This is a genomic window from Candidatus Neomarinimicrobiota bacterium (genome assembly GCA_041862535.1).
In the GTDB taxonomy this organism is placed as follows: Bacteria; Fidelibacterota; Marinisomatia; order SCGC-AAA003-L08; family TS1B11.
Genome location: JBGVTM010000371.1, coordinates 1 through 8,252, shown reverse-complemented (window position 1 = coordinate 8,252; position 8,252 = coordinate 1). Strand labels below are relative to the sequence as shown.

Annotated in this window: 4 protein-coding genes; all 4 read left to right on the top strand. The window is 51.4% G+C overall.

The genetic code is table 11. From position 1 onward, the window contains the following. The first annotated feature begins 851 nt into the window (after positions 1-851). Positions 852-2,006 (top strand): GntR family transcriptional regulator, encoded by a 1,155-nt coding sequence (locus ACETWG_13450; GenBank protein MFB0517589.1) that lies wholly within the window; start codon positions 852-854, stop codon positions 2,004-2,006. A gap of 151 nt (positions 2,007-2,157) precedes the next feature. Continuing rightward, positions 2,158-5,043 (top strand): TonB-dependent receptor, encoded by a 2,886-nt coding sequence (locus tag ACETWG_13445; GenBank protein ID MFB0517588.1) that lies wholly within the window; start codon positions 2,158-2,160, stop codon positions 5,041-5,043. Positions 5,044-5,334: 291 nt separating this feature from the next. Continuing rightward, positions 5,335-6,762 carry a T9SS type A sorting domain-containing protein gene (locus ACETWG_13440; GenBank protein MFB0517587.1) on the top strand — a complete coding sequence of 476 codons (1,428 nt, stop codon included), beginning with the start codon at positions 5,335-5,337 and terminating at the stop codon, positions 6,760-6,762. A gap of 243 nt (positions 6,763-7,005) precedes the next feature. Further along, on the top strand, positions 7,006-8,252 hold a 1,247-nt coding region (locus tag ACETWG_13435; protein MFB0517586.1), incomplete at its 3' end, for a hypothetical protein.

Here is an 8,252-nt window from a genome sequence, read left to right as displayed (position 1 = left end):
GCGGTGGCTCCCAGTCCCGTCTAAAATCCTGCCATAGGCGCGGCATAAAGCGGGAAGTCGCGACTTTAAGTCGGGACCGAAGTGCCTTTCCTGAGTTTACCCCGCGTCACGAAGTGTAGCGGGGCCTGTCGAAGGAGCCTGCCCTGAGCTTTATCCTGAGCGAAGTCGAAGGATTGCTGAAGGGTGGCAATTTCTGCGGTTCCTTTCTTCCTGGCTGACCACTGACGACTGACTACTACCACTGATTGCTGTCCGCTGACCCCGCCAGTTGCGGGGCTGATGGAGCAATTAGCGCTCACCCCGTTCACTCCGTGTCCCGTAGTAATCCCTTAGGAAAAGTCCCCTCTCTCAAGAGAGAGAGGATTTAGGGGTGAGTGCTGCTTTTTTCGCGCACCAGGCGCACCAGGCGAACGACAAACCGCTGCAATACCCTTAGATTCCGGCACTATGACGATCACAGCCTCATATCACCTGGTTAGCTGGCCTTGCCGCGGAGGAATTCAACACCCTGTAATTGCCCTTACCGACGGGAACTTTTTTGAAAATGCGGAATTTTGTATGGATTTTGTTGAATTTTAAGGGCTCCACCTGGCCCCGGTTTGGCGACCCGGAGAACGGGAATTTCGACCTGTATGGCAATTCGCCCGCGGTGGGAGCGGCTAAGGCGCGGCGCCGTACCTGGCAACACCTTCGATAGCGAAAAGAGCTTGCTGAGGGCCGTAGTAGTGTGTATAATAAGTATACTGTTTATATATTCTCCGAAGCCCTCCCAGAGCAAATAAGGAGACTAATACGTTTAGAGCCGATTGGCAATCTCAGCAGGGCATGTTGCTTTTAGGTAACGACGCTTAATGGCTGTCGATCTAGAGAACCCCTCCCCCTTTTACCGCCAGGTAATCGAGGACCTAAGGGCGCAGGTCAACTCCGGTCAGCTCAAAGCAGGTGACCAGATCCCTTCCCAGAGAGAGCTCGCCCAGAGATACGGTGTAAGTAGTATCACCATTAAGCGAGCATTAACCGAGTTAATCAGTGAGGGCCTGCTTTTAAGTCGGGCCGGAAAAGGTACCTTTGTTGCCCAGCCAAAGAGAGCAATCACCTACTCGGATCGGGCCTTGATCGGCCTGGTCTTGAGAGACCTCAGGGACCCATTTTTCTCGCTCATCGTCCACAGTGTTCAGGGGAAAGCCGCCGATCTTGGATACAATATCCTTCTTTCGAATACTTCCAATCTGGCCGAAGAAGAAGAAAGTCAAGTGACTCGTTTCCGCCAACTCGGTGTGAGCGGGTTGATTATCGCATCTATGAGCTATGTTCATCGTGCCACCGATGTGATCAAAAGCCTGCAACGTGAAAAATTTCCGCTTGTCATGGTCTCTTATGTTGAGGATGAGGACATTTCCTATATCGGGACCGATCATCGATATGGTGCTTTCATAGCGACGGAGCACCTGATTAGTCTCGGGTACAAGAAGATAGGGTATATCAGTGGTGAAGAGGGCAATGTTCTGGGTGACCTCCGGGGGGAAGGATACCGCCAGGCACTGGAACGACACGGTCTTCCGGTTGATGAAAGCCTGGTGTATCAGCTCCTGTATAATGGAGAGTGGAACCATTATCAGTCCGGGTATGAGATCGGTCAACTGGTAGTAAAGCAGCCTGATAGGCCGGATGCCATTTTTGCCTATAATGATCTATCTGCCCTGGGCTTCGAGCAGGGAATCCTGGCTAATGGACTGAGGATACCGGAGGATGTGGCTATTGTAGGATTCGATGATATCGAGCGCGACCTGCATGCTCCGGTACCGTTGACGACGGTACATCAGCCTACCACACTCATCGGTCATCTGGCGGTGGAGACGCTCATCGATAAAGTGAATGGAGACCACTCGGTCATCCGGACCTTCTTGAAACCCCGGCTGGTCGTCCGGGAGTCCTGTGGCGGGGTACCAACGAGTGCTTGTTTAGGTGCACCGGAGGAGAGCCCAACAACGGCGGTAGCAAGTTAGCAGCATCCAATATGCGTCAAGGCCTTGTTAGCAAAGCATTTAGAACGGATTCACACCTGATCGGGGAGCTATACACCAGCAGGAGAGTGATCTCATCCCTCACTTATCGGATACACTTATCTTGGGTGTGGAATTCTTAGGAGGCTGAATTATGAGGAGTCGGTCTCGTTTCATCGCTTCTGGACTGATCCTTCTGCTGGGGACCAATATTTTTGCAGCGACGGGCAAAATCGCCGGTACGGTCCGGGACGCCGATACGGGGGCACCGTTGCCGGGGGCCAATGTGGTACTGGAAGGCACGGCCCTGGGTGCGGCGACGAATCGGGATGGCATGTTCCAGATACCGCGGGTTCCGGCCGGTGAATATACCCTGGAAGTATCCTACATCGGTTATAGGAATGTGAGCTTCCCTATCACCGTCGAGGCGGACCAGATAGTCGAGCAGGATATCGCGCTCGATTTCGAAGTAATTGCGGGCAAAGAAGTGGTGGTAACGGCCCAGTTGGAAGGGCAGGCCGCGGCCATCAATCAGCAGCTGGCATCTAATACCATTGTCAATATTGTCTCAGCGGATAAGATCCAGGAGCTGCCTGACCAGAATGCCGCGGAGTCAGTGGGCCGGCTGCCGGGCATTTCAATTATGCGTGACGCCGGTGAAGGCCAGAAAGTGGTGGTGCGAGGGTTGTCGCCCCGGTTCAATTCCATCACCGTTAACGGCGAACGCATCCCGTCCACTGACCCCCTGGATCGTTCAGTCGATTTGAGTATGCTCTCGCCGGATGTCCTGGCCGGTATCGAGGTATTTAAAGCCCTGACGCCCGATAGAGACGGTGATGCCATCGGGGGGGCCGTGAATTTTGTGGTGCGGAAGGCACCGGAGGGTTTGAGAACGAATGTGCGTGCCCAAACCGGATACAATGGTCACGAGACCGAGTATGGCCAATATCAAGGCAGCACCAGCATCAGTAACCGCTATTTAAAAAATAAGCTCGGCCTGGTGCTGACCGGGAGTACACAGCGGGCCAATCGCAGTTCCGACTACATGGATGCCGAATATGTCTTCAAGGGGGAGAAGGCGGATGGAACCGCGATTATCTATATCAACCAGTTGAACCTGGGCGACCGATTTGAGGTTCGCAGACGCCACAGTGCCAGTCTCGCCGTTGATTATGAACTCGAAAATGGTGAGCTGTTATTTAACAGCTTCTGGGGCAAGACCGACCGGGATGAAACCCGGCGGCGACGTCGGTTCGGTATCGAGGAATGCAGACAAGAACGCACCATGCGGGATCGTCAGCTGTCAACGCAGTTATGGACCAACGCGATGAGCGGCAAGCATCTACTTTTCCCCCAAAGCTTGAACATAAATCTGGATTGGCGCGCTTCCTATTCCAGTACCAAACAGGAGACTCCCTTCTCACACACCGTACGCTTTTATGAGCTCAGTGCCCTCGACAAAAACAAGATTGTCTTAGATCAAGGCCCCGAGCCCGTTCCTGAGGCCGCTTACAATAATCTGCAGGATACTTTCTTCAAGTATAGTATTTTCGATCTGGACTGGGTAGATGATGCCGACCTGACTGGCAAGCTGGATCTCAAAATGCCCGTTACTTTAGGAAGAAGTATGGCCGGCTATTTCAAGATCGGTGGCAAGTACCGGGGCAAGTTTCGCGACCGGGATGTGTCAACACTGGAGACATCGCATTTTGGTACGGTCGACTATCTCCCTGAGAAATATCCCGACCGCTGGGATCTGAATTCTTCTTTGAATATCAAGTTTGATAACTTTGATGATCCCGACTACTCCGCCGGGGAATTTTTAGAGGGAAAATATGAATTCGGTCCCGGGTTGGTTATTGATGCGTTGAACGATTTTTACTATACCTACCGTCATGAATACTTTCATGACAATCCTTTAGACACCTTGTACGAATACGACCCGGAAGTTCTGATAGAGAGTTATGAAGCCGGCGAACAGATTATCGCGGGTTATGCGATGATGGAACTGAATCTTGGGCCCAGGCTGATGCTCCTGCCTGGTTTCCGGTATGAACGTACCATTAACGATTACGCCACCGTGTATGCGATGCCGGTAACGACCGACGACGAAGAAAGGCTTACTCTCATGGGCGTTATCGATACAACTGGTTATCGCGTCTCTGATGAATTGCTGCCCATGTTTCACATTCGCTACAAGCCCACCACCTGGTTTGATATCCGTTTGGCCGCAACCAGGTCACTGACGAGACCTGATTATTATAATCTGGTCCCCTGGCGAAATTTTAAAGAAGATGGTTCCATCCTTGAGCAGGGGAATCCCGATCTCGATCCAGTCAAGAGTTGGAATTACGATGCCTTTTTCTCATTTTACGGTCGGCTGGGTCTATTCACTCTCGCTCTATTCTCAAAAGAAGTTGAGAATGTGGACTACATTAGAACGCGCCGCATCAGCGAAGAGACCAGAGTAGAATATGGTTTGCGGTATCTGGATACAATTGTGCAGCCTGAAAATGTGGAAGATGTAACGCAGGTACGTGGCTTTGAAATTGAACTCCAGACCAACCTGAAACGATTGCCCAGTCCTCTCGACGGCATCGTCCTGTATGCCAATTATTCACGGGTCTTTTCTGAGACCTTTTACCCATTTTTACTTATTGAACATGAAACGGTATTCCCTTGGGGAGAAATCTGTATAGATACGGTAAGGACTGCCCCCATGATTGGTCAGGCTGATTATATTGCCAATCTGGCCGTGGGCTACGAGAAGGGCGGTTTTAGTGGCCGTCTTTCGATGATCTATCAGGGAAAAATTCTCAAAAAGGTGGATAGGCGTGAAGAGCTGGATGAATACGACAACGACTTCATCCGTTGGGATATCACCATGCAGCAGGAGCTTCTCAAAGGGATCAACCTGTATTTAAACCTGAATAATGTCACGGATCGATCCGAAGGAACCTACTTATGGAAGGAGGTTTTTCCCACCTATGAAGAGTATTTCGGTTGGACGGCCGATCTGGGAATACGGTATGAATTTTAAGTAGTCAATGTTATGAGTATCATTCCAGATCCCGGCTAGGTGTTATCGGCACCAATGGGCTCAAAGGTATGTATTCAGGCAGTGAAAAATTCATTCGTGAATCATTAGGAAACCATCAACTCAGATATGGAGGAATCATCAATGAAAACTTGCATCAAATTGGTGACAGCAATGTTGATATGCATCTGTATTTGTGGATTCAACAGTATAGCAAAAGCCCAACAGGTGATACAAGTCGAACCAGGGCTTGGTACATTGAATGATGCCATCGCGGCGAGTGGAGCGGATAATGTGATTTTTGAATTACAGCGGGGACCTTTGGCCTATTATATCTTAACCGGGACCATAGAGCATACAGGCTATCACCTGAGAGTATACGCCGAGGAAGGCGATGGTGACCGGCCCAAGCTGGTGCCGGCAGTTCTCACCGGGGGGTTCTCGGTTAAGTGCTTTCAGGCCTGGGCGGATTTGACGCTCAAGGGACTGTATGCCACCAATGTTGACCAGGGCAATGTAATGGATGATAAAAATATTGTCAAGATCAGTGGGAAATACATTCGCGTCGTCATCGATGATTGTCATCTGCATGGAGATCGGCAATCTTTTGTCAGACTCGATGCCGACAGCCAGCGCGTTTTCATCACCAATTCCATTCTCAGCTACTGTGTTCTGAATGGCCGCGGTATCGATAACCGCAGTAATCTGGTGGATACCCTCGTCGTTGAAAATTGTACTTTTTACAATTTGATTAGCAAGGTTCATCGAGATGAAGGGGGCAAGTATATCAATTACCTCAAGTTTAACCACAACACCTTCTACAACATCGGCGAGGAATTCATGGGCATTGGTGAAGTGGTGACCTTTCTCTTTACCAATAATCTGGTTGTCAATGCCGGATTCCTGGGACGTGCGAGTACGACCACAGATCCCGATTATATTTTCGATCTCATGGATACCCTCTCTACTCCCGAGATTAAACATTTGACCCAGACCATTGAATTCCGCAGCAACAATTTTTATATGGATCCGGCGATAGTCGATCTATGGGGTAACCTCAAGGACACTACGTTGGTTGCGGTGGATTTCACCGATAGTCTGGGATACACTCTCATTGATACCACGGATATCATCCACGATCCCGTCACGTTCACCAAGGTACCGAGTCTGGATACGACGCTTAATATCATTCGCGTGGTGTGGGAGGAATATGGTGGTGAAGAAGACTACCAGCCACCTTTCGATAACGGCGATGTGGGAAAATTTGGCGAGGAAGGCTTCGGGACCTGCCCCTTTGACTTTTCGTATCCGACCACGACGCAATCCTATCGCTATGCTGATGGTAATTTTCCTCTAGGGGATTTGAACTGGTTCCCCGAGTTAAAGGAACTCTGGGACGCAGGCGGCACCGTAGCTGCTGGTCATGCGGATCGAACCGTACCTGCTGAATTTTCGCTGGCACAGAACTACCCCAATCCGTTCAACCCTGCGACTGCTATTCGCTATGAACTGTCACACGCGTCCGGGGTGCGGTTGATGGTGTACAACCTGCTGGGCCAGGAAGTAGCTCGTCTGGTAGATACAAACCAGGAGGCTGGTAGTTACAAAGTCATGTGGGATGGCAAGGACGCCCGCGGCAACCTGGTCGGCAGCGGTGTTTACCTTTACCGGATTGAGACCGATAATTTCGTGCAAATAAGAAAGATGGTGCTTCTGAAGTAGCCGCTTCGATATATAGCGGCTAATGTTCGTTGCCCCACCGGGACAACAATGCGAAGTGTCAATCGTCTCTATAGGTGTAGCGTACGAAGAATAAGATCACACATAGAATTGCTGGCGTGCGCTGGAGGATGGCTGCCAGCGAGAGGCGCCCAATTATACTTCATCGACTTCTTTCATCAAGCGTTAGGGCAGAATCTTAGTTTATAGGAGATTAGGTTAAAGCGCTCATAAAAGGAGGGTAACATGGACAGTTATGCTAAACCTGTCCGGCAGAGAGGTTCACCGGTTGGTAGACTCATTCTGAGCCTGCTGATTGTGGCCTGCTGGACGAGCATGGTCTCGGCGGCTAAGACCGATGTAGCAGCGGGTAACAATGCCATTTCCACAGCATTGGCTGCTGCTTCGGCCGGTGACACGCTGGTGTTGGTGACGGATGGCGGTGTGTATAATGAAGACCTCACATTGGTCGTTGACAAGGCCATCACCATCCAGGCTGCCGCCGGTTTGACGGATCCACCGGTCTGGACCTGTGATCACCCGAGTCGCCAGATCACTCTGGATGCCGATCTGACCCTTGATGGGATCATCTTTGACGGCTCCGCGAATGATTCCTTGACCACGGATTGCATCCGGAGTACGACGACTGCAGGCATTGACCTGAGAGTGTACAACTGTGTGTTCCGGAACTTTAGCAATGGGGCCGCTGAGCCGGACGGGCATGCAATCAAGGGTGGTACGGGGACCCGGATGGATTCGGTAGTGGTCACGAACACCCTGTTCGAACACATGCCGGGTGAGCACATCTCCTTCAAGGATGAGGACGTGTCGATTGCTCCTGGTTCGGCCAAGTATCTCAGGATCGAAAACTGCACTTTCTGGGATGGTGGCAATGAGGCGTTTTACATCCAGGCGCATGACGCGATTTCAGCCGGGACGCCTGATCCCGAGGTGTTCGTCAACCATGTGACGGTAGTGGACATGGGGAGCAAGGCGCTGTATCCCAACACCTGCGACAATGCGGTTATCAAGAACTCCATTGTTGCCTACAGCAGTTCGGGTGAATACGCCTGTCGGATCTATGGCACCGGGTCGGTGGTGGAGAACTTCCTGTATTACGCCTGTCCCGATAGCATCGGTTTGGAGGATGGTGCCACTGCGGATCAACTGATTAACGTGTTGAGAGAGAAGAATCCCCTGTTCGTCGATCCGGAAAACGGCAACTTCGACCTGTATGCCAATTCACCTGCGGTTGGAGCAGCTACCGGTGGTGCGGATCTGGGCGATCCGCGCTGGGATGTATTGACGGCAGCTGGGTATACGCTGACGGTGGCCACAGTAGGTTCGGGCAGTGTGACGCTTGATCCCGCTGGTACGGTCTTTGCCAGCGGCACGCAGGTCAGCCTGACGGCAGTACCGGAGACTGGTTGGGAGTTCGCTGGTTGGAGCGGCGATGTAACCAGCACGGAAAACCCGGTCACGGTTACTGTTGA